The organism is Paenibacillus wuxiensis, assembly GCF_040195695.1.
In the GTDB taxonomy this organism is placed as follows: Bacteria; Bacillota; Bacilli; order Paenibacillales; family Paenibacillaceae; genus Paenibacillus_B; species Paenibacillus_B suaedae.
In genome coordinates this window covers 40,509-61,476 of record NZ_JBEFZI010000012.1, presented here as the reverse complement: position 1 = coordinate 61,476, position 20,968 = coordinate 40,509, and the positions used below count along the sequence as shown (strand labels likewise).

The following is a 20,968-nucleotide window of genomic DNA, read 5'->3' as shown; positions in this document are numbered from 1 at the left end:
AAGTTCCTAAAGCGTTCTTTCCATCACGGAAGGGGCGCTTTTTTCATGACCACACTTGCAGGCAAAAACCTTCTTGGTCAAATCCATATTTATGTGAAAGTTCCCCCGTTACCGCTCACTTCCACTCATCCGGCATCAATGCCGCATAATGCGGGTGCAGATAACGGTCATCGATCAGCAGTAATTCCCCCTGATCCTTCTCTGTACGGATCAGCCGTCCGCCGGCCTGCAGTACCTTGTTCATACCTGGATATACGTAGGCATAGTCAAAACCGTTCTTGCCCTGCGCGTTGAAGTAGTCGCGGATGATATCACGCTCCAGGCCGATCTGCGGCAGTCCTACACCAACGATGGCAACTCCGGTCAAGCGGTCTCCCACTAGATCGATCCCCTCGGAGAAAACACCGCCCATTACCGCAAAACCGATCAATGTCCCTTCATTTCCAGCATCGAAGGCTGACAGGAAACTTCCCCGCTCCTCCTCCGCCATATCCCCCCGCTGTAGCAACAGCCGCAAGTTTGCATCTTCTGCATGAGCAGCAGCAAAAGCTTCATAGACGAGATTCATATAAGCATAGGAAGGAAAAAAGAATAAATAGTTTCCGGGACGGTCGGTAATCATCTGCCCCAAGCGTCTCACCAGCCTAAGCTTGGTTCCCTCGCGATCGTGATAACGCGTCGACAACGGCTCGATCTGAACCGCGAGCTGCTCGCGGAAGAAAGGAGACGGCAGCGGTAATGTATAATCCTCCTCTGGACTTGCCCCCAGCATGTCCCGGAAATAGGACATTGGCGTAAGGGTAGCCGAGAAGAAAATATGCGAGCGGAAGCCCTTGCCCATTTCCCGCAGCAAATGAGAAGGATCGAGACAGAACAGCTTCATGGATACTTCTCTCGAAGAAATCTCGGCATAGGTTACATATCTTTCGTCGTACAGCTTGCTGATCCTCACAAAATTCTGGGTCGCAAAATAAACCTGCAGCAACAACTGCGACTGCTCTGTATCCTGACGGGAGCCAAGCTCCTCTTCTGCTGCGAGGATAAATGCCTCGGCCCGATCAACCAGTTGTACAGGAACTTCCTGCGTAATTTGTGCGTTTCCGTCCGATTCCTTGCGCAGTTGTATAAAGAAGGCATTCACTGCCTTGGCCGCCTTGTACACCTCAGCGTTAAACTCTTTATATTCCCGCTGCAAGCTGAGAAAATCCCCTTTATTCAATGTAGCCGAATACATCTCTCGCGCCCGATCCACCAGATTATGCGCCTCGTCAATCAGAAGCGCCGTCCGGCTCTTCCGCTCGGCGAACATTCTTTTCAAAGAAATTCTAGGGTCGAAAATATAATTATAGTCGCAGATCACCGCATCCGCCGCATAAGCGAGATCAAGCGAAAATTCGAATGGACAAACTCGGTGCTTGCGTGCATATTGCTCAATGATTTGCCGGGTAATAAGCAACTCATTAGTCAATATATCAAGTACCGCCTCATTAATCCGATCATAGTAACCGTCCGCGAATGGACAATCTTCCTTGCGGCAGCTCACCTGATCTTGAAAACAAATTTTCTCCTTGGCCGTGATGGTTACGGTATGCATCTGCAATCCTTGCGACTGCATCAGGGCGAACGTCTCCTCCGCTGCAGTACGGGTAGTCGTCTTGGCAGTCAAATAGAAAAACTGCTCAAGCTGTCCCGTCCCCATTGCCTTTACTGCAGGAAACGTTGTTGAAATCGTCTTTCCGATCCCTGTGGGAGCTTTGGCAAATAATTTCACTCCCTCTTCGATCACTTTATAGACCGCTCCCGCTAATTTACGCTGTCCAGCCCGATAATTACTGAAAGGGAAATCCAGCCCGCTGATGCTTCTGTCCCGTGAGATCCGGTGATCGCGAAGCATCCGCGCATAAGGAGCGTAATTCTCCACCACATCCCGTACAAATAACTCCAAATCTGCAAAAACTACTTCCTGCTGAAACCGTCTTTGTTCGCCCTTTGCGACTTGTACGTAGGTCAATTGGATTTTCATTCGAGCAGGTTCATACTCTCTGGCGTACATATAGGCATAGCATTTAGCTTGAGCCCAATGAACCGGATAGGTATCCTCCAGTCTCTGTGGGATCTCACCAGAAGTCGACTTAATCTCATCGATGACGACGGATCCGTCTTCTTCTACCAGCAACCCATCGCAGCGCCCGTCTATAACAAACAACAGATCTCCGCAAGGAATCTCTGCCGATAAATATACTTCTTTCTGATCTGCCTCACCGTAAGTTCGCTGCACCTGCTGATGCGCTTTAGTCCCCTCCGTCAGGGCCGTTCCCGTCCTGAACCCGCTATCCAAGTCCCCGCTGCGGTACACGTACTCAACCAAAGGCCTCACCGCAATTTTCACTTGATCCTTCATCGCTTCACCCGCTGACTTTCGCTATAGAACATTTGTTCCATAGTATACCATAAAACTGCTAGATCTCCTTACTTTTAATGAACCTCTTTCAACATATCCTTTCTTCACAAAAACAACAGCGCCCTTGCATTCATTATGAACGCAAGGACGCTGTCAACTCGTTAATCACGAAGTCCGATTTTCATTAAAGAGGGGGCCCAAACGACTTAGTCAGTACTGTTACATGAAAATATATAGTGTGCCAGGAATTTTTCAAGGCAAGCATAATTCCAACAGTCTATTGCTTCGCCTTTTGAGACATTCCCTTAGAGGCTTTTGCATCTGCACCAGCGCCTGTTTCTGCCCCAAATTCCGTATCAAGATTTGGAACACCTAATTTCTTTTTTACTTGCTTGGAGCTATGCTTTGCATCATTCTTCTTGCTCATCACATTACACCTCCTCATGGCATGAAAACTGGCAATTATCTGAGCGGTTTGAGAAAATCACTGTTTCCTCAACTAGTATTATGTGATGAGCAGCTTCACCCTATGCGCTGTTCATGCGAGCAGCACGTCTAAAGCATAGTTTTGGTATTCGACGGTGCTTGATTACCGCTTGGTTCCAGCTCCAAGAGTCAGTCATCGAAAGTTCATTTCATCAAAGAATTTAAGCGTTGTTCAGACGGACGCGACTGGGTTCGACGGACTTATTTTGGGGGATTTCCTATAACGTTGTTGTGCTCACAAAACGACCAGCCTTAGATAGCTCTTATCTTTTATTTAAATGGCCTTGTCAAGAAATTGTTCTTTAGCTAATTCTCTATATAATGGTACTTTATCCAGTAACTCGTTATGATTACCTGAACCAACAATTCTTCCATGTTCAAGAACATAGATTATATCTGAATCAACTATTGTCGAGAGACGATGTGCTACAACAATGACAGTTTTAGACTCTCTCATCTTGTCAATAGCTTTTTTCAACCCAATTTCATTTAAACTATCTAAATTGGATGTCAATTCATCAAGAAGAACAATCTTTGCCTTTGATAAAAGAGAGCGAGCCATAGCTAACCGCTGGCGTTCTCCACCAGATAAAGTAGTACCAGATTCTCCAATTTTCATGTCTAGTTTTTCAGAAGAACGTTCTATCAAATAGCTAAGGTTTACCTCTTTTAAAACATCGTAACATTCTTGATCAGATACATTAGAATTTCCTAAAAGGAGATTATCTCGTAAAGTCCCGGCTACAACAGGTGCATTTTGTTCAACATAAGTGATACGTTTCCGAAGCTCTTCACGAGAATAGCTTCGATAATCCTTTCCGTCTACATAAATATGCCCGCTGATAGGATCATAAAATCTTTCTATTAATTGTAAAATAGTACTTTTCCCTGCACCAGAAGGCCCGACAATAGCTGTGCGCTTCCCATATTCTGCACGTAAAGTAACTTCTTTAAGTATCATTTCCTCTTCTTTTTGAGCAATATCTGCTCTAAACTCTAATTTGTTATATCCAAAACTAACTTTTTCAAAAAGTACCATCCCTTTTTGTGCAGAAGAATTGAGTGAAAATGTTATTGCAGGATTTGTATCATTATCAGTTTCTAAAGCAAGATCTAATAATTCTTTAATTCTTGCAAAAGCTCCAAGTGATTCTCCTATTCCAGAAAAAGCACCAAAAATTTGCCCCACTGGTCCAATCATAATAAATAGTAGTAAAGCAAAAGCAATTAAATCTGCAATCGTCATATATCCCATAGAAACACGATACCCGCCAAAACCAAGGACAATCAGACCACATACTTGTAAACTCATATTTGAAATTGGCATCATAAATGACTGTATTTTTGCTAAACGTATTCCTAACTTTCGTAAATGCTCTGCCTGTAGCTTAGCTTTATCTTCCTCTATTGAAGTAGAATTTGTAGAACGAATGGTTCTAATCGCATGTAAATCACGTTCAACAAGTCCACTAAGTTTTCCGAGTTCTTGTTGAACACGAAAACTTGCCTTTTGTATAATATTACTCATAAAAACGATTCCGATAAATGCCAGACATACGGTTACTAAAGCTGTTAAGAATAAAAGGATATCTTTTAAAGCTAGACCTATTGCTGCACCAACTACAATAAAAGATCCACTAGTTAATGCAACTGTCCCTTGAATAAGAGCCATTCTTAGTCTCGAAGAATCACCGCTCACTCTACTAAGCAAATCCCCTACACTTCTTTTGTCATACTCAAAAATTGGGAGTCTTAACAAATGGCTAATCAGATTGCTTCGTGCTTCAAAAACAACACCTTCGCCTATTTTCTGTAACAAATAATATTGTATAGTAGTTAAAATCATAGAAACGGCTAAAACCAAAATAAGAAGTATTAAAGTACTATTGACTGTAAATCCTGAGCTTGATTGCTTTACTAAATCTGCCACTAAGTTTGGTTGAATAAGTGTTAAAATTGCACTTGAAATACCAAGCATTAATACCAAGAAGAATTCTAATTTATGTCCTGTAGTTAAAGCAAACAATTGTCGTAAACTAGCTCTTGGAATCGGTTCATATCGCTCATCTTGTTCAAGTTCTTTAGGTTTGGGATTATTATTCTCCATATTTTTCTGCAATTTCCTCACCAAAATTAGGTACACTTATAACTTTGGAATATAAACTTATTTCATCCGGCTCTCCAACTGGAATACCGTTTAATTCAACCCATGCATGTGCCCTAAATGGCTCTAGGGCGTATCCGGTACACCAACTAACAGATCTTCGTTTTAACCACGTTGCTACTACAACCGCAAGTGAACGTCTCAGACAACCCTCTTGACTTCGACATCTCTTACTTACGGTACATACTGCATCACGAATAACCTGAACTTGTTCCTTAGAAGCCGATGGATAACTTCTCGTTAGACGAGAAAATATCTTTTCTATCATACTTGGAGGGAGCCAATTCAGAGGTGCTGATAGAAGTATAGCTAGCCTAGCATGCCATCTTGCCCCATTTGATACTTGTCCTGGCTGTTCTGGAAAAAGCGGTATATCCATTATGCTAGTCCCACCTCTCTAAGCATTGAAAGAAATTCATTAACATCATTTTCTGCAATAGCACTCTCTAAACCAAAAGTCTTTTCTAATTCAGCCACTAATTCATTCCTAGTTTTTCCTTCATCTAATCCTTGAATTAAAAGTTTTCCAACGTGATTTACTTGAAAATAAATTCCTCTACTTTTGTCAAATATCATTGCCCCAGTATCTTGTTCAATTATTTTAAGTTCTCTTTTTATCTTTTTCATAAAATTTCCCCTTTCTGAAATAATATTTCCACATTATGACGGACAACTCATTGCATTATGAAGCCATCGCTCAACAGCAGATAGTCTTTCAAAGGCTTCTATTCGATTGTGTAAAGCAGTTGGCATAGATAATTCAGAGACTAGTATGTCAGGGTCAACAATTCCTAGCTCAACAACTTTAAAATCTCTAACTGTATGAATATTTTTTTTTACAGATTCCTTATATCCTTGGTATAAAAATGTTGAATAATCTCCTTTAAAGCCTCGAGTAAATACTTCACGGGGAACAATTCCTTTTGTAGCTTGATACAACATGGGTTTAGTCATCCCAGATTTTATGTGATACCGCATTGGTATAGATAATGCAGACTCAATAATCTTTGGATCTAAAAACGGAGCTAGCCAAGTGAATCTATTTCCATAAATAGCATTAAGTTGGCTTAGTACACGCCTTTGAAACAGCAATGACTCTAGTGCTTGATGTTTAGAACGGTCAGAATCAAGACCTCCAGAAATTTCATTTACAGTTTTCATAGCAATCTGATAACACGGAGCATGATATTCTTTTGCAAGCCATGCAGGAATCGCAATTTTCCCAGACCAATCCACATCAGACTCTTTCCTTCGGGATTTAGCGTAGCCAAATCCAATATCTATTTCCGTTTTCAGTGCTTCTTTAAATGATGTATTGTTCATAAGATTGGATACATTTTTTAGGAATGATGTTCTCGTAAGTAAACAATATTGGAAGCCAAACGATAAACCACGCATTCTGTTCTGCCTTACAATGGACCACGCATATGCTGGCATAGGTGTAAACAATTCATCACCACCCACACCTATGAAATGAACTGAATCTCCATAGTTCTCATTTAAATTAACTATTTTTTCAACATAGCCCTCTGTATCTGCCCAAAATACTGGGGAATCCGGAAGAGTTAATCCTGAGTATGGCATGTCTGTTTCATATCTCCGACCAGACACACCGATTGATGGCAATGAATGTAGCGGTTCATTCATATCATTTGCAAACATAGCGGCGTACTTAGAATCACTATTCCATTTACTATCTGTTTTTGCATGATATAGCTTAATGTCTGCACTTTGAGCTTTTAAAGTATATGCAATTGCGGCTGAATCAACACCTCCAGAGAGGTCAGCAGATATATTAGCATAGCTGCTAGTATGATTCCTTAGTAATTCAAAAAACTGCTCTCTTATATTTTGCAGCGTCAATTCTACATCATTACTTAGTTCTGGCGGCATCCAAACTTTGAATTCTTCAAACTGTTTCTTTTTCCCATATCTCAAAACGCAAAATGGGTGGATTTTATTCACGCCTTCCCATAAAGGCATATTTTGAAAAGGGTAATAGGGTAGACTACTTATTAAGTTCAATGCAACTGCTGATTTGGATATATGTAAATCACAATATCGCGCAATATCACTAGCCGAATCACTAATAATTAAAATACCATTTAACATTTTCCATGATAGAGAAACATCAAATAATGCTCCTCCTACAATAACTTCGTGATTATCAACTAGAACAAAGATCCCTTTAGAAACAATCTTTTGAAAAGTTCCCGCTAATTTTGTAATCTCAAAATTCATAGTTCCCTGTATCTGGTCTGAAACTTTTGGATATTCACATGGTATACAATATATCTCTAGGTCGCCTATAGAATGCTTAACATACTTATGTTGAGAAATAAGCAAAATGCTTGCCGAAGCTGTTTTTATATGTACTTGGAATGGTACTTTATCAGAACTTAATTTTGTTAACTTTTCTTTTAACTGAATACTAATAACAGTCTCCCCTCTCGCAATCCCTAATATTTTGAACAAAATTTATCATACGAGCCTCTAAAACAATCAATTTTTCACAAAAAGTGGCCACTGGACATCTCAAAATTGTCCAATGACCACTTTTCTCTCTTAATTAATTGTCGATTATATTCTAGTTAAAGCACGACCACCAAGAACATCTCTGTATCTACCAAACCAAATCCCTTTAGTAGACTCTTTAAAACTAGCAATTTTCTCAATTGTTGGTTTAGAGTAAACAACGTTTGTCATTGAATTCCACCCCCTTTACCTATATGCTCACATCACCCACATTACATTCCAAATAGAAATTAATATCCTATTTGTTTTAGATAGTAATCTATTTTCCACTCAATTTTTCTTTTGTGTAATAAACTGCAAGTTAAATGTAATAATTGACATCATTTCAATTCTAGTATAATAATTGGTTATAGAAAAAAGGATCTTTTATCCTTTTTTCAATTCCTTTTGTGCTTGATTCTGAGGTCGTAAGTTACCGCTACCAACAAAAGCCTCATCTTTAAATTGCCGGCATTGCCCTACCATTTTTAAAAAGCCAATAGGAATGTTAAGCTCCTTAGCAATATCAGTGAGTGAATTTCGACTTGCCTGTACATACTTCCCAGTCTCTTTTTTACATTTTTTATAGTAACGTTGACGCTGTTCGCTCAAATTGTTATTTATGACATGATGGTGCATCAAAGCTACACTTACCATTATCAAAGGAGTGAAACGATGGCAATAAAAGTTGCTATTTGCGATGATGTCCCTGTTTTTGCAAAAGATATCGAAGATTTAATGTTAGAATATGACTCCTCTTTATTTGAAATTGATATATTTTATAATCCGTTTCGTTTAATTGAATTACTTAAAAGAAATAGATATGATTTGTTTATTTTAGATATTGAGTTTCCTAATGTATCAGGAATAGAGATTGCCGAGATCATTAGAAAGAATAATTATACTTGTCCAATTATCTTTATTACACGTTTCAAAGAATATATGGAAAAGGCTTTTAAGGTTAACACTTTTGATTACATTTTAAAACCAGCAACGAAAGACAAACTATATCCTGCCTTGAATCGCGCTATAAAATATTTAGATTTAGATGATTCAAAATTTATGTTTACATTTAATAAAGTTTTTTACAGTCTTTCTTTTAGTGAAATTATTTACTTTGAAAAAAATAAAAGGAGCGTACTTATTCACACTCCCTCTGATACATATGAAACGCTTCTTCAAACAAGAGCCCTTTTATCCAAAGTTAATCATAATTTTGTGCAAGTCCACACCTCGTTTATTGTTAATGTTAGATATGTAAAACAAATTAGAAATAATTGTGTTGTCTCCAATTTAAATGATAAGCAAACTGTTGAAATACCAATTAGTCGTAAATTTATAGATAGTGCCAGAAAACAAATTTTGATGAAGCTAAGAGAATGTCCTTTAAAAGCCTAAATTAAAGAGACCTTTTGAACGCCACAACGTGGTCGGACGCGATGCGCTTAGTCGTTGCGGGTGTGATTTGCTCATGAATCATGTTCCAAGCCTCGAATCCTTACCGGGTTCGGGGCTTTGTTTGTGTGAATCATCAAGGACTCGTTACATTACTGTCAGCTATTGCGCCTGCTCGCTCTGTTGCAGCATTTCTGCCAAGTAAGGGTTCAAGAATATGCCCGAAGGATCAAGCTCTTTGCGAAGGCGAAGAAATGCATCCCACTTCGGATATACCGTATGTAGCTGATCAGCGCGCATCGTGTGCATCTTGCCCCAGTGCGGTCTCCCGCCATTCCGTCTGCAGATCTCCTCTACTTTGGCAAAATAGTCGGCATACTCCATCCCACGGTACATATGTACAGCGATATAGCCAGAATCACGTCCATTCGCCGGACTGAGCCATATATCGTCTCCCTGAACATAACGGCATTCGATTGGAAAATGAACAGCAAATTGGTGCCGGTCTACTGCATCGCGTATTTCCTCAAGCACAGTTCGCATGCGGTCTGCGGGGACGCTGTACTCCATTTCATTAAATCGAACCAGCCGCGGCGTCGCGAAAATAAGGTGACTATGCCCCACTTCCTGCACATCCGGTACGCTTGTTGCTGATAATCGGCTTATTGGCTTGCAAAGGCGCGGAATGAAACGACAGCACTCCGACAATAACCAGAATAGCGCATTCTCCAGCAGCATGACTTTCCAGTAAGTCCAGCGGCTTGGCGTTCCGGGAACCTCATCCGTCATATTGGTCAGTTTTACTTGAGCGATATCCGTATAAGGAAACCAAAAAAATTCGAAATGACGGTTTTCCTTTTTGAATAGATCAAGCTGTTCAAGGCATTGGGAGAATGGCATTTTGCTGCTTGTATAGCGGAGAGCGTACGAAGGTACAACACGAAGCTTCACCTTAACGATAATCCCGAACATCCCAAGTGACACCTGCATCACCCGAAAAAGTTCTTCATCCTGCTGGGCTGAGCATTCGAGGATTTCCCCTGCCGCTGTCACTACCGTCAGACCTACCGCTTGCGTTGCGAGGCTCCCGAGCCGCTCCCCTGTCCCATGTGTTCCTGTACTGATCGCTCCTGCAATGGATTGCGCATTAATATCGCCCAGATTCTCTTGCGCGACCCCATAGGCATGCAATTCTTTCCCGAGTCGATCCAATTTTGTTCCACCCCACACCTCGGCAATCCCCTGCTCCGAATCAACAGCAATTACACCCTGCAATTGATCCAAGGAGACCAATACATCATCGGTCTGGACGAGTCGGGTAAATGAATGTCCGGATCCGACGACACGCAGCTTCCGTCCTTCGGCGGCACATTCTTTAACAATCCCGACCACCTCTTCTATGCTGGCCGGATATACAATGCTTCTTGGCAATCCGCGCACGAGTCCTGACCAATTGCGCCATACTTTCGTATTGCGCTCCTTCAAATTTACAGAAAGCATAGTCCGTCCCCCCGATATGTCGTTGTCTTGCCAACGATACTGCCGTTCGAAATGTAGTAGAGATGTGCGAATCGCTCACATAACTCTCCTGCTTTGCTATGACGCATGAAGATCGGATCGCCGAGTTTCAGCTCTTCTAGCCCGTTGTAGCGGATCGGTGTCTGCACTTCGCCTGCCCCTTCCATCGTAAGAAGTGCCGTACCTTGCGGCAGGTATGGACGCGGCAGTTTGTCGCTGCCTGCAGCACCCGAAGCCGTGTATCCGCCGCCCAAGCAAGTGTAGAGATCGCCGCGCGGCTGACGCACGAGCTCGATCGCATACCCTGCGGCGGGCAGCAAGGTGAAGTCCCTGTAGTGATCGAACAGACCGGGCGAATAGAACCCCGAGCCGGCTGTAACCTCGGTGACGGCCGGCTCCACGCTACTTGTATGCAAGCTGCCCGTGCCGCCTGCATTCACGAACCGCAGCGGTGGAATGCCCATGCGCTCGATCGCTGCGACCAGCTCGGCCCGCCTGGCAGCGGCTTCACGGATTGAGCGGCGCTTGAGCAGCCGCACGATCACGTTCTTCAGCGCCTGCCCAGGCACGCGGTCGCCTAAGCCTGCGACCTGCGCTTCGTAGCCCATGAGCCCGTCGAGAACGACGTGCTTCGACTGCGCGATGCGCTCGATGAGGCTGAGCGCCGCAGCTGTAGAGCGTATTGGCGAGCGCCATACGCCGAAGTGCAGCCCAGGGACATCGATCGACATATCGATGTCCACACAGAGCGGCAGCCTCACACCATATTTGGCGGCTGCCGCTTCCGCCTGCTCGACATGCGTCTCGCAGTCGACCATCAGCGTAATGCTGCGCCCTTCACGCTGATGCATGGCGACGGACTTGAACAGTCGTGCGTCCGTCGCAGGATAGCCTAGCAGCAAGTCGGTGAATCCTTGCTGCGCAAGATAGAGTGCTTCGGGCACCGTGAAGCACATGATCCCTTGAAACTGCGCATTTGCCTGTAGAATGCGCCGAAGCACATCAACAGAGCGGATCGATTTGCTCGCAATGCGGACTTTTTTTCCATTCGCCCTATGAAGAACGCTCTGAATATTCTGCTGCAACAGATCCAGATCAACGAAGGCAAAGGGCATCGGAAGCCCCGTGCAGACTTCTTTATAGTAACGATAATCACGCACTCTACTCGACCTCCTTTGTCTGGAAGATACACGATTTCTTATATTATTATTTAAGATCCTTTGAATTTATTATTTCTAGATTCTAAGGCCATTTCTTATACGAAAAGACCCAGCCTTAGATAGCTCGTATCTTAGGCTGGGTCTGAATTTTTCTACATCATATAAAATGAACACATAATGGGCTCCCTTTTTATGGATTAAAGAACACGTTGGATTATACTACCCTTTTCTTAACCCCATTACTCAGTCTGCATCATTTTTCAAGGCATAGTTCCCTGCCCCCCTGAAGTTATTACTATAAGTTCAGTTTTGACCCAAGCGAAAATGTGAAATTGAAAACCGTCTTCATTTACGTAAAACAATAAATGTTCTTGTCATTGGTTTTTGGCAAGAACATTTATCGTGAAAATAAAAAAAGCCGCAACTAAGCGACTTTTAAGCATATATGTTCTTCTCACCCGACAATAGTTAGTATGTGGTTTTAAATAGTTGCAAAGGCGATCTTCATTTTGATATTCATCAACAATAATGATTACTTAGCCATACGACCAAGATAATGTGTGCAGTCACCACTTCAAAGTGCTCCTATTTATTACCGAAGGAGATTGGTTTTCGCCAGTTCGATGATTTCGTTGCCTTGCCCGTTCAAAACGGCTTTCAGCATCCACATCGTAAATCCTCGTGCCTGCTCGAAGTTGATCTTCGGCGGCATAGCCAGCTCCTGACGATTGACGACGACGTCCAGCACTACCGGACCGCTGTGTTCGAACGCTCGGCGAACGGCGCTTTCCAAGTCGTTCGGATCCTCAACCCGGATTCCTTCGATTCCCATAGCTTGAGCCATTACCGCAAAGTTTGGATTGTCGAGTTCTGTTCCGAATTCTAAAAAGCCGGCTGCTTTCATTTCCAATTCCACGAATCCAAGCGCACCATTATTAAAGACAACAATCTTGATCGGGAGCTTATGCTGACGAAGGGTCAATAGATCTCCGAGCAGCATGGTGAGTCCCCCGTCCCCCGACAGTGATACGACCTGGCGTCCCGGCTGTGCAACCTGCGCCCCAATTGCCTGCGGCATGGCGTTCGCCATTGTCCCGTGGTTAAATGAGCCAATAAGCCTTCTTTTTCCATTCATCCTCAAGTATCGGGCTGCCCACACAGTCGGCGTCCCAACATCACAAGTCAAAACGGCATCCTCATCTGCGAGATCGCTGATTACCTTCATGAGGAATTGCGGATGAATAGGCGCTCGGCCGGGATCTGCAAGTTTGTCCAGCTCCTCGCGGACTTTGGCATAATCTGCCGCAAAGTGCTGCAGATGATCAGGGGAGTGCGGTTCCTCTAACAGGGGTAGCAGCATTTCGACCGTCGTCTTCACGTCTCCGCACACCCCGTATGCGAGTGTCGTTCGCCGGCCTAGTCGGGAGGAATCCAAATCAACCTGAAGGATGCTCGCTTCCTGCGGATAAAATTGCCGGTATGGAAAATCGGTACCCAGCATGAGTAAGACATCGCATTCCATTATGGCATGGTAGCCGGAAGAATAACCAATGAGGCCGGTTAATCCGACGGAATACGGATTGTCGTATTCCAGATATTCTTTTCCTCGCAGCGCTATAACCATCGGGGATTGCAGCTTCTCGCACAGCTTCATGAGCGAAGCATGAGCTCCCGCGCAGCCGGCACCGCACAGCAAGGTGATCCTCTTGCCTTTGTTTAAGTAGTCGGCAAGCGTCTTCAATTCGTCTGTAGAAGGGCAGACAATCGGCCGGGTGGAATGGATGACTCGTTCTGGAACGGGGCTTTCGTCATATTCGAAAGCAGCTACATCTCCTGGAAGAACTAAGACAGACACTCCCGACCTTGCCGTCGCGGTTTGCATCGCCATCGTAACCGCTCGGGGCATTTGCTTCGGTCCGGTTACGACTTCACAAAAGAAGCTGCATTCCTGAAACAACATGTCCGGACGGGTCTCTTGAAAGAAGCCGCTGCCGATTTCACTGCTCGGAATATGAGCGGCAATCGCAAGTACTGGTACCCGGTTTCGATGGCAATCGTACAATCCGTTAATGAGATGCAAATTACCTGGCCCGCTGCTACCCGCACATACGGCGATTCCTCCGCTGAGGGTGGCATCCGCGCCCGCTGCGAACGCTGCAACCTCTTCATGGCGGACATGGATCCATTCTATTTCTCCAGAACGACGGATCGCATCAAGCAAGGCATTGAGCGAGTCGCCGATAATGCCGTAAATTCGCTTCACGCCAGAGTTCAGAAGGGATTCCACGATGGAATCCGCTATCGTTCTTCTCAAGGGAATCTCTCCTTATCTGTTTTTATTATATTGCCATAATGAGAGCACCCTATTCTTGATTTCACAACGATTTAAGCCTGAACCAAGAAGAAAGCCCGACAATCCACATCTCGGGTTTGTTGGGCTTCAATCATAAGATTATGTAGTCAAATTTCGGTCATTACATTCACTTAATATAGGAATGCTCCCGTTAGTACTATAGAAAAAAGAACTGCATATGCAACTCAATGATTTTAAGCGTTTATTTTCACTTACTGTGATACGAACCTTGGCAAGTGAAGTTAGACTAGCATATATTGCCGGAAAAAGGAGGTTATACTATGTATTCTAATAACCGTAAAACCGCTAAAACACGCAAAGCTAGTGCGATTATTTCGCAGCGCAGACCACCGTTTTGTTTAGACTGTTCACAGTATGCCCAGACCGCAATTAATGGCGCGATAAAGGATCTACGAGCAGCAAAGCGATTTCTTTCTCGTGGGAGATTGGAACGGGCTGAAACTGCTCTAGCTAACAGCCTCCCAGACATTGCCAAGGCAATTCGTAATATTAATCGTATAGAACGCCATTAAAAAGGAAGGTATTGATAATCTCACCCTTATTAAAAATAATCCTCCCATTCAGTAGAGCCCCTCTCCCTTGGGGCGTATTTCCATGTCCTAAGCAGTAAAGGTCAAATATTTCGCTTCACTTATGGTACGATTCCCACGCTGTCGGTAACGGCATGTTTAAAGGCCATCCTTTGCCGGATGGCCCTTTCTTTTTAGAACATACACCTTATTGAGCTAGAAAGCCAGCTGCCGATACAATCAGTAACTGGCCATCCATCCACAATCCTATCTTAATTTTTCACGTTTTCGCTTCTCAAAGCGGTTAATTGCTCGAATTGCTTGAGCGATGTCTGAGAGGCTGTTAGCCAACGCATCTTCAGCACGCTCAAATTTCCTATGCGCAACAAATCGCTTCGCTGCTTTCAAATCCCGAATTGCTCCATTGATCGCTAACGTGCAGCTATTGCAAGCTGGAGCAGGGGCCGTCGCTCTCATTTAGAGTTCCTCCTTTTGATTCGAACTTCCTTTCCGATCACCGTACTCTCGATGCACGCTCAGCTTGATTGATGCCACAGTGCAGCTGGCAGATTTCTTCATAAGTTTCTTTCGTCATAGACAAGATTAGCAGATTGCGCGACAGCAGCTTCAGCGGCGAAGCATGCAGCTAACCAAGGGACGGCGATGCCACATAACGCCCGACAAGCCATTCCAATCTTTATGCATGTTTCGAGGCAATCCGGGGACGGTGAGCCAACAAAACGCCCTTGATACAGGATACCCACAATATATTCCTCTGCAGCTGGCCAGGTATAGTTAATTACCCAATTGGCTCCTATTTTTCCGAGAGCTGAAGGTCGAAGAAGCTCAACAACTGAAATAGCACGGCTGGGAAAGGAATCCGTCCTTATGAGAAGATGAAATTGGAAGTCGCTCAAGAACTCGGGAATCAGCTCCCTCAGGACGGTTATATAGGCTCATCGATTCACTTAATAAAAGTATTATGTACACGTTCTGATTTCATAAAATAGGGAATCCAAATTGCACATGTTATTACAGATTTCACTATATCCCTTAATGAGCTTCCATCTTCCAGTTCACTCGCTAAGGGAATTTGAATTACTAATAGATAATCAATCACCCCAATGATTAAACTAACACTATAAAAAATTATCATTAGCCGAGGTAATGTGGACTTCTTTCTATAAAAATTAATAAGTATAAATATACAGAAGAATAAAAATAGCACATTATATATCGCCTCGAAAATAAGTACAGGTTCCCATAAAGGATGGTAATATTGTGATGTTGATGACGTTAGTACTTCCCATGTATCGGATCTGAATGCAGGTAATGAATGCTGGAATAGTTGCACCGTTAATAGAATCATCGTTAAGTAAAGACCGATTTGTACGAGAATCAACCACCCCCCTAGCCCAGATACACCTAATGGCAGATGGTCATATTTCTGTTCTTGAACATTTGTCTCCATTGAGAAAACTCCCTCTTATCTCAGTTGTTCTATCTAAATTCTTTAATTCCATTTTCAAAAGCTTCTTGGTCATTATGATCTATCCCATGTAGAGCTTCCTCAAAAGCAAAGGTACTTCTATAAAAATGAACTCGTTCTGAAATTTGTTTTCCATATGGGTATAAATTCGTGCATACTTCAAAAAACTCTTCTCCATAACTGGAGAGAATTCCCGCAAAATCATATGCTGGATCCCCAAGTCCGGAACCTCCGAAGTCAATAACTCCTGAAATCCTGTTCACTTTTGGATCCCATAAGATATTACTTGCTCCAAAGTCTCCATGGATAAAGGTTTGCTCCAAATTCTGATTATATGTATTATTCAAAAATCCATTAAAGTTCTCTGCTACTTTTTCTTGTGCATCTACTCGCATAAAAGGAAAGAGTTTCTCTTTAATTCTTACATATAGATGTTCTATAGTTCTATGCACACTTTCATGTTGTTTTTGAGAAACAAAAGCTTTCGGTATATCCAAAGAGTGAAGTTCAATTAGAAAAGTAACAAGTTGTGAGGCAATTGCATTCGTAAGGTTTTGACTTTTGATATTACTCAGTTCTTCCTTCCAAAAAGGAGAACCCTCAATTAGCTTGTAGCCCATGAAAGCCCTACCTACCTCCATCTCATCAAAAGATTTATAGGCTGGATAGGGAATCGGCATCGCTACAGTTTTACTGATAGATTCCAATAACTCCGTTTCTTGCTTTAATTTTTCTAATCCTTGCTTGTACTTAGGAAACCTAAAGACGAGAGATTGATTAAGAATAAATACGTCATTATTCTGTCCGATCTCATTTTGTTTAACATCTTGAATATGTAAATTGGGGTACACTTCTTGAATGCGTCGAATGTAGGTAGAGATCATTTACAAGCTCCTTCATTATAAATGTTTTGCTTTCTTGTGTTGTGGCTGATTTCCTATAACGTTCTAGTATTCACGAAACTCCTCAATCTCAGATAGCTCAATGTTATATGACTTACTTGCCTTCCTGAATCACCACTAAAGCTTTACATATTCATGCTTCAAAATACTCATTATTATACGATCGACATATTGACCATTTTTATAGACTTCGTCTCTTAGTATACCATCCTTCTTGAAACCTGACTTTTCATAACTTCGAATAATCACACCAGGATTATCAGCATCTACCGTCAAATAAACTTTATGATTGTTGCTTATCGATTCAACTACGGTCACCGTTGGGCACCGTATCACGAAGAACGAGCTGGGATCAAGCTGCACGTTGCCTTCCACGCTGCCAGTAGTCAGCCACAGAACGTGATAGAGAAAGTTGGCTCCTGCCATGACGGGCCTGTTGGCGAGGAACTTGCGCATTCGTCATATATTCTCGTGCAAGATCGCGCGTACGGAAAAATCGAACGATTTGATCGATATAAAACGGAAGGTCAATCCTTTGTCATTCGATTGAAAGAGAACGTACAGACCGTATCTCCACATTCTTTACGTCGAGTCGACAGAAAACAAACGAGTCTCCAGTTACCAAGGATATCACTTGTTAACTGGGAACACCCCCATGTCGATCCAAAGAGCGTCATAGAGTCGTCATGCTTCAAGATGGTCATGGACATGAAATTCGGGTAGTTACGGATCTAAGAACAATCTCCGCTGAACAAATCGCTGAGATTTATAAAAGCCGCTCCCCTTCAAGTACGACACTCAATAAAAACCGTCATGTTATCATGGAGGCTGGAGCGCTACTTGGAGGGCTGTGAAAGTTACAAGGTAGTAGCCAAACGAGAAGGAGTTCGTAATTGTACACAATTGAAGGTTGGGTGAAGAAATGGCAAAATGGGGAGTCATTCGATGAGCGGAAAGGCAACGGGCCAAATCCACTGAAAGGGCGTACTCGGACGTCGTTTGGAAGCGTTGAAGAAGAACGAGATTACCTGAAAGTGCAGGTGGATTACTTTAAAAAGCGGTATCCAAATCCAGTAAAGGAGAAGCCCTCAGTCAGCAAGCGGTGGAAGATTACATTTATCATTATAACTACCACCGCTTTCAAGCCAAATTGAAACAACGCGCACCGATTGAGTATCAGTGCGCGCTAGCAGCTTAGCTTTTTTCATCTGTCTACTTGACAGGGGTATGTCCAGAATAGAGTTCTGTAAAATGGTTTTGTGTAAACTCAAAAGCCAATTACTAGAAAGGGACAATGATCAATTTTGATAAACCTATTCGCTCTAGATGATAGTTGACATTTAAGAGGGGGGGGCGAAAGCCCCCTTTTTACGGAAACATTTCACATGTTAAGATCGTATACTTATAAACGAAGTAAGTACAGAACATCGATTAGGGGCAATAATAGCTCTGTAAACTAGATATATAGTAAAAAACCACGTTGGATATCGTACTATATTGCTTTGAGCAAACATATGGTATAGATAATTCCAATTAACCGCTTCCTGGTCGAGCTTCTATCCTTCTTGACCACTTTTATGCTGAAACTGCAAAAAGCTTGCTATTGTCGGATACTTATACAAATCCATAGTATTGATAGAATAGCCGGCATGCTGCAACTCTTCAGCTAGTATAATTAATTTTAACGAATGACCGCCCAATTCAAAAAAGTTATGATGCACGCTAATCTGCTGTATGCCCAGTATTTCGGTCCAGATCGCTGCAACTTTTTGTTCCTCTGGGGTTTGTGGAAGGATTATAGTTTGCTGCCCGCGTAATTGTTGCCTATCGGGAACCGGTAGCCGGTCAGTGTCTACTTTTCCGTTAGTTTTTAACGGAATCCTCTCAATAATAATACAATCAGCTGGAATCATATAGTCCGGAAGCGATTTCCGTAAATGCAGTATCAGTTGGCTTTCCAGTTCATCAGTACAGATTTCAGGCACAATATAAGCACACAGCGACAACTCGTCAGAAGTATTTTTAATAGGAACGACCACTGCTTCAAGTACTTGATCATGTTTTAATAATATATTCTCAATTTCACCCAATTCGATCCGGTATCCCCGCAGTTTTAACTGCCGATCCTTGCGTCCCATAAATTCGATAGTTCCATCTTCGCGCCAATAGGCTAAATCTCCTGTTCTGTACATGATTTGAGCTGTTCGGCCAGGTATCCGCACATAGCGATCCGCCGTCAGTTCCGGCTGATTCAGATAACCTCTGCCTACGCCGACACCACTAATACATAATTCCCCGGGTACACCAATAGGTTGAATCTGATCATCCACACCTAAAATCGACACATTGGTTCCCGAGATCGGCTTTCCGATGGAAATACTGGTGCTTTCAGCCGAGCGAATATCATAATATGTTGTTAATACCGTGCATTCCGTAGGTCCGTAGGCGTTGACCAACCGTAAATCCGGGTATGATTCTAATATACGATTGGTTAAAACGGACGATAACACTTCTCCCCCCGTCAACAGTTGGCCAATACCGGAAAAAATATCAGAGTGATGACTCGCGAGATGGTGAAATAGCGCTGTTGTAATGAGCATTGAATTAACCTGTTGTTCTCGAATCGTTTCTTTCAACCGTTTTGGCTCCAGCAGGGTAGCTTTATCAACAATAACCAGTGTGCCGCCGTTTAACAGGGTGCCCCATATTTCTAATGTCGACAAATCAAATACTATTGATGTTGCCTGCAACATTACCGTCTGGCAATCCATGGATAGATAATGAGGATCTTGTACCAGATTAAGAACATTTTGCTGTTCGATCAATACACCTTTTGGTTGGCCTGTAGTGCCAGATGTATACAGCAAATATGCCAGATCTTCCGCTTTTGTCGGCACATCGAGATTGACCATCGGAAGTTCCCGGCTCAGGCTTTCTGTTACGAGAAGCGTTGAAACCATGTGTCCTTGCGGAATATCATCTACATGCTGTACAAGCATAAACCGAGCCTGGCTATCTTCCAGAATAAAATGAATACGTTCATCCGGATATTCCATATCGATCGGCAGATAGGCGCTTCCCGCTTTCAATATTGCTAGGATAGATATGATATATTCGATGCCCTGGCCCATGCGCACTGCCACAAATTCATTATGCTGAATATTCCACTCTGTTCGCAGCATATTTGCAAGCCGGTTTGCTTGTTTATTCAGCTCATTATAAGTCAACTTCCTGCCGTTATGAACCAATGCAATTCGATCAGGCTGCAAGAACACCTGTTGCTCAAACTGTCTGGCAAGCGTTGTTGCCGGTCTGCTGTCGGGGATAACCGGATTGAAATCGTGCTTAATCTTTTCCAGTTCAGTTAGCGAACAAATGGACAATTCACAAATCGCCCTATCCATGTTAAAAATGGTTGTTTGCAACAGTTCATTATAATGCACGGACAAGTTGCGAATCGTAGATTCTTTATACCGTTTGGGTGAATAATCAAACTTAATGTGCAGCCGATCATTCTGACGATTGAACAGTATGCGAATATAGGCCGGATCTGAAACATCCTCTATCTCGCTGTGAAGCCCTTCCATTGCAGCCACCACATGGAGCCGCTTCATCCGATTCGGTGCCAACTGCTGGTGGGAATAGACTGCAGCCAGTTGTTCCCTGAGCTTCAGCACATATTCTTTAAAGCTGCAGGCCGGGTCGATAGCAAGATGGATCGGCAGAAGTCTGCCAGATTGCCCGGAGTTCCCTTGCATCGGCGAGCCGACCAGTCGATCCCTTTCGCCAGTGTATTTATACAGACAAACGTTCAGCGTTGCCAGCAAAAAGCAATACCATAAAAAATCCGACTCTTTGCAATATTGACCCAATTGCTTAAATATAGCGTCCTCTGCAGTATAATCTACAGTCTCCATGGTCATATGCTCTGCCAAATCCATATTAGTATAGTCAGGTATTACCGTAGCAACTGGAAGTTCATCTGAATAATAGCTATGCCAAAATTGAAGCTGACTTGTTCTTTCCTTTTCGGATAATAACATAATGCTTCCCCTC

At 43.0% G+C, this 20,968-nt stretch carries 20 protein-coding genes; 4 read left to right on the top strand and 16 right to left on the bottom strand.

Going from position 1 to position 20,968, the window contains the following annotated elements:
• Positions 1-115 precede the first annotated feature (115 nt).
• The 8 genes from ABN764_RS24465 to ABN764_RS24430 all read right to left on the bottom strand — a co-directional run bounded on the left by ABN764_RS24465 (position 116) and on the right by ABN764_RS24430 (position 8,204).
• Positions 116-2,401, bottom strand: coding sequence for an ATP-dependent DNA helicase (locus ABN764_RS24465; RefSeq protein ID WP_446673369.1), 2,286 nt, complete (start codon positions 2,399-2,401; stop codon positions 116-118).
• A gap of 277 nt (positions 2,402-2,678) precedes the next feature.
• Positions 2,679-2,828, bottom strand: coding sequence for a hypothetical protein (locus ABN764_RS24460; RefSeq protein WP_446673368.1), 150 nt, complete (start codon positions 2,826-2,828; stop codon positions 2,679-2,681).
• A gap of 333 nt (positions 2,829-3,161) precedes the next feature.
• Positions 3,162-5,006 (bottom strand): ABC transporter ATP-binding protein, encoded by a 1,845-nt coding sequence (locus ABN764_RS24455; protein ID WP_446673367.1) that lies wholly within the window; start codon positions 5,004-5,006, stop codon positions 3,162-3,164.
• Positions 4,984-5,430: a lasso peptide biosynthesis B2 protein gene (locus ABN764_RS24450; protein ID WP_315745058.1), complete on the bottom strand. Its 447-nt coding sequence runs from the start codon at positions 5,428-5,430 to the stop codon at positions 4,984-4,986. Before ABN764_RS24450 ends, ABN764_RS24455 begins: the two co-directional genes overlap by 23 nt.
• Positions 5,430-5,678, bottom strand: a complete 249-nt coding sequence (locus tag ABN764_RS24445) for a PqqD family protein (RefSeq protein WP_021255802.1) — start codon at positions 5,676-5,678, stop codon at positions 5,430-5,432. Before ABN764_RS24445 ends, ABN764_RS24450 begins: the two co-directional genes overlap by 1 nt.
• A 33-nt stretch (positions 5,679-5,711) precedes the next feature.
• Entirely contained in the window at positions 5,712-7,526 is a 1,815-nt protein-coding gene (locus tag ABN764_RS24440) for an asparagine synthase-related protein (RefSeq protein WP_446673366.1), read from the bottom strand.
• Positions 7,527-7,631: 105 nt separating this feature from the next.
• Positions 7,632-7,757, bottom strand: a complete 126-nt coding sequence (locus tag ABN764_RS24435; protein WP_174809185.1) for a lasso RiPP family leader peptide-containing protein — start codon at positions 7,755-7,757, stop codon at positions 7,632-7,634.
• 195 nt (positions 7,758-7,952) lie between these two features.
• Positions 7,953-8,204, bottom strand: a complete 252-nt coding sequence (locus tag ABN764_RS24430) for a hypothetical protein (protein ID WP_446673365.1) — start codon at positions 8,202-8,204, stop codon at positions 7,953-7,955.
• A 36-nt stretch (positions 8,205-8,240) separates the two neighbouring features.
• On the opposite strand from ABN764_RS24430, the gene ABN764_RS24425 reads away from it, so the two are divergent.
• Complete coding sequence (locus ABN764_RS24425; RefSeq protein ID WP_021255799.1) at positions 8,241-8,963, top strand: LytR/AlgR family response regulator transcription factor; 723 nt, start codon at positions 8,241-8,243, stop codon at positions 8,961-8,963.
• Positions 8,964-9,122: 159 nt separating this feature from the next.
• Here the strand turns inward: ABN764_RS24425 and ABN764_RS24420 are convergent, their stop codons facing one another.
• The 3 genes from ABN764_RS24420 to poxB all read right to left on the bottom strand — a co-directional run bounded on the left by ABN764_RS24420 (position 9,123) and on the right by poxB (position 13,952).
• Positions 9,123-10,460: a D-arabinono-1,4-lactone oxidase gene (locus tag ABN764_RS24420; protein ID WP_446673364.1), complete on the bottom strand. Its 1,338-nt coding sequence runs from the start codon at positions 10,458-10,460 to the stop codon at positions 9,123-9,125.
• Positions 10,448-11,638 carry an amino acid deaminase/aldolase gene (locus tag ABN764_RS24415; RefSeq protein WP_446673363.1) on the bottom strand — a complete coding sequence of 397 codons (1,191 nt, stop codon included), beginning with the start codon at positions 11,636-11,638 and terminating at the stop codon, positions 10,448-10,450. The genes ABN764_RS24420 and ABN764_RS24415 overlap by 13 nt, the downstream gene beginning before the upstream one ends.
• Before the next feature lie 592 nt (positions 11,639-12,230).
• Positions 12,231-13,952: a ubiquinone-dependent pyruvate dehydrogenase gene (gene poxB / locus ABN764_RS24410; RefSeq protein WP_446673362.1), complete on the bottom strand. Its 1,722-nt coding sequence runs from the start codon at positions 13,950-13,952 to the stop codon at positions 12,231-12,233.
• A 320-nt stretch (positions 13,953-14,272) separates the two neighbouring features.
• Between poxB and ABN764_RS24405 the strand changes: the two genes are divergently transcribed.
• Complete coding sequence (locus ABN764_RS24405; protein ID WP_174808724.1) at positions 14,273-14,524, top strand: hypothetical protein; 252 nt, start codon at positions 14,273-14,275, stop codon at positions 14,522-14,524.
• A gap of 264 nt (positions 14,525-14,788) precedes the next feature.
• On the opposite strand, the gene ABN764_RS24400 is transcribed toward ABN764_RS24405, so the two are convergent.
• The 4 genes from ABN764_RS24400 to ABN764_RS24385 form a co-directional block, all read right to left on the bottom strand.
• Entirely contained in the window at positions 14,789-14,998 is a 210-nt protein-coding gene (locus ABN764_RS24400) for a hypothetical protein (protein WP_446673361.1), read from the bottom strand.
• A 487-nt stretch (positions 14,999-15,485) separates the two neighbouring features.
• Positions 15,486-15,992, bottom strand: coding sequence for a DUF2569 domain-containing protein (locus ABN764_RS24395; RefSeq protein WP_174808722.1), 507 nt, complete (start codon positions 15,990-15,992; stop codon positions 15,486-15,488).
• A 29-nt stretch (positions 15,993-16,021) separates the two neighbouring features.
• Positions 16,022-16,894, bottom strand: coding sequence for a phosphotransferase family protein (locus ABN764_RS24390; protein WP_446673360.1), 873 nt, complete (start codon positions 16,892-16,894; stop codon positions 16,022-16,024).
• Between the two features lie 135 nt (positions 16,895-17,029).
• On the bottom strand, positions 17,030-17,368 hold the full coding sequence (locus tag ABN764_RS24385; RefSeq protein WP_268626165.1) for a GNAT family N-acetyltransferase: 339 nt from the start codon (positions 17,366-17,368) through the stop codon (positions 17,030-17,032).
• Here ABN764_RS24385 and ABN764_RS24380 point away from each other — a divergent pair.
• Together ABN764_RS24380 and ABN764_RS24375 are read left to right on the top strand one after the other, a co-directional pair.
• A complete protein-coding gene (locus tag ABN764_RS24380) occupies positions 17,264-17,635 on the top strand; it encodes a transposase (RefSeq protein WP_446673432.1) in 372 nt (123 codons plus the stop codon). The genes ABN764_RS24385 and ABN764_RS24380 overlap by 105 nt on opposite strands.
• Positions 17,636-18,014: 379 nt before the next feature.
• The gene (locus ABN764_RS24375) at positions 18,015-18,110 is read left to right on the top strand and encodes an IS3 family transposase (RefSeq protein WP_394358381.1); all 96 of its coding nucleotides are present in this window, start codon (positions 18,015-18,017) and stop codon (positions 18,108-18,110) included.
• Positions 18,111-18,468: 358 nt separating this feature from the next.
• Here ABN764_RS24375 and ABN764_RS24370 read toward each other — a convergent pair whose 3' ends face one another.
• Complete coding sequence (locus ABN764_RS24370; RefSeq protein ID WP_446673359.1) at positions 18,469-20,955, bottom strand: non-ribosomal peptide synthetase; 2,487 nt, start codon at positions 20,953-20,955, stop codon at positions 18,469-18,471.
• Positions 20,956-20,968 lie beyond the last annotated feature (13 nt).